We start from the raw sequence: 2,359 nt of genomic DNA on the forward strand, positions 1-2,359 counted from the left end.
ATTTTGGAGTTATTTGACGTTTACTTCACTTTTTTTCGGCATTCTGCATCTAGACAGTAAATCCGTTGACCATGGCAAGACTTTATCAATTTTTTGCCGTGAGTTCCTCTACTTGAGCTTGAAGTGATTCAATTTTGGATTGATTTGAATGTGAAGGTGTTGTTTTCATAGATAACTCCATTCGACAAAATTATTCAAATTCCTTTTTCAATATGATTTTTATAGAATGGTTCTCGCGTGTACAGCTTGATGTCCTTGTTTTTGTTGAAAAACCAATCCACATGTAGTATGTAAGGCGATTATCTCATGGGTTATTTGCAAATAGTAGGTAGGGAATATTTGACGCTTACTTTACTACAACAACATTTTAGTACCTTATTTAACTAACTCCACGACTCTTTAACAGTTATTTCGTAAACTTTTTCATTTCTATCCACCACCTGAACATTACAATCATACTTTTCAACTTCTTGCCCTGAAGCACCAATATGAGGATTTTTTAGATCGAACACTATTTTAGCAGTTGCGCAAAGAACGTCATCTAAGGATAATTTTTCATTTTTAAGTTGTCACTCAAAATCCTTTCCTAAATTATTCAAAGCTTGCTTAATTACAGGAATTTCAAAGTCTTTAGTGATAAATGATAAAATAGTCGTTTAATTCTGAGGCCATACATACACATAACACCGTCTGAAAAATACAAACGGTGTTAAAATAGTTGTTTATTATTCACTTACTTGCAATTATTCATCACAGAAATAATACCAATAATGTCGTTTAAAAACTATCTCTCGTTTCAAATAAAAAACTAAATAAATTTATAATAAATAACCGTTGCATCTAATTCACCATTCGGAGAAATTGCATACCCCGGTATTTTGCCAGATTCTTGATAGTCTAATGACTTGTACAATCTATTGGAAGGATCTCCTTCTCTAGTATCTAATACTAAAAGAGACCTGCTTTCTTGTTTTGCTCTTTCTTCTGCTTTTTGCATAAGAGAGCGTCCAATACCATTACGTCTAAAGTTTGGATGAGTCATTAACTTGCAAATTTCAGCTCTGTGGCTTCCATTTGGCTTTGTGATTAAATGCAATTGAACACTGCCCGCCACTTTATTGTTTCTTTTGGCAATAAACAATATCACCTCTGGTGCTAAGACAGTTTGCCAATACTTTGTCGCTTCTTCTTGTTCTAGTGGAGGTAAAAAGCCTATTGACGCTCCATCATCTACTACGGTTTTCAAAAGTTCAGAAAGCTCTTCAATATCTTCATCAAGTAGTTTAATCTCTTTTATTTCTAGATTTTGCATTACTTTTCCCCCTTTTGTTCACTCAATATATAATTGTATATTATCACTAATTGAAGGAGCATAAAATTAAACAACTTTATTCGTTTTTAAATGTAGTGTAGTGCTTCATACATTCAATAGTAGTGTTTAAATATAGAAAAATACCTGTTTTCAATTAAAAGACAGGTATTTTTGATATTTTAATAGACTTAAAGAAATGAATAAAATGTATAGTTTTTAATCAATTTTTATGATCAATAAAATAAGTATCATATGATTCCTTAAAAGTGTATCCCAGCTTTTTCGCTAGTTCAACAGATTCAGAATTAGCTCCATCCCAACTAGGGTATTTTCCTTTATCTAGACAATCTAATATCAATGCAGAGGCTACAATGGTTGCTAAACCTTTTCTTCTATGGTTAGGGTGACTAGCAACTTCAATCTCGATTCCATCATCATATATGCTAAATGATGTTGCTGCAGAAACAACTTGCCCTTTATTTAAAATAGCATAACCTACTCCTCTATCAATAAAATCATCAATAGAATCAAACTGACTTATAAAGTCCTCTGAAAGTTCATGGAATGACGAGGCTTTTGCTATGTTTTTATCGATTCTTTTAATTTCGTATTCTTCAGGTAATGCAGACAGTAGTTCCTGTATGTGTACCCTATCTAAATCCTCAGGGTTCTTTTTAAATCTAAATCGCTGAAATTTCTCAATTGATCCTTTGTGAACAGTCTCTATCCGATTTTTCCATTCATCCGAATCAACAATTGCAAGAGTAAAATCAGGAAGATTATGAAGTAATTCTTCAGCTTCCTCTATGTCGGGATTTCCAGCATAAAATACAAAAATCCCGACAGTTATTTGAGCCACAGTTGGATTCTCAAGGTTGTCTACCCAAGCATTTCCCATATGTCCTTGGAGATATGAAAGGACAATAGTACTATCAATATTTTCAAACATAGATACTAACTTTTTCCTTACATTGTTATCTGCTTCATAAATCATTCAATTCCTTCTTTCTAAAAATTTATAATTTTACATCGATACTATTTTATCAT

General features: G+C 32.3%; 2 protein-coding genes. Both read right to left on the reverse strand.

Features of this window, described 5'->3' with window-relative positions; all coding sequences use genetic code 11:
- Nucleotides 1–808 precede the first annotated feature (808 nt).
- On the reverse strand, nt 809–1,312 hold the full coding sequence (locus V7183_RS17105) for a GNAT family N-acetyltransferase (RefSeq protein WP_097899815.1): 504 nt from the start codon (nt 1,310–1,312) through the stop codon (nt 809–811).
- Between the two features lie 220 nt (nt 1,313–1,532).
- Complete coding sequence (locus V7183_RS17110) at nt 1,533–2,306, reverse strand: GNAT family N-acetyltransferase (RefSeq protein ID WP_097899814.1); 774 nt, start codon at nt 2,304–2,306, stop codon at nt 1,533–1,535.
- Between the last annotated feature and the right edge of the window lie 53 nt (nt 2,307–2,359).

Source organism: Bacillus sp. JJ1127 (genome assembly GCF_036965845.1).
GTDB lineage: Bacteria > Bacillota > Bacilli > Bacillales > Bacillaceae_G > Bacillus_A.

Excerpts from the sequence above, each read along its gene's own strand:
- V7183_RS17105 (WP_097899815.1), bottom strand. The coding sequence starts at position 1,312 with ATGCAAAATCTAGAAATAAAAGAGATTAAACTACTTGATGAAGATATT.
- V7183_RS17110 (WP_097899814.1), bottom strand. The coding sequence starts at position 2,306 with ATGATTTATGAAGCAGATAACAATGTAAGGAAAAAGTTAGTATCTATG.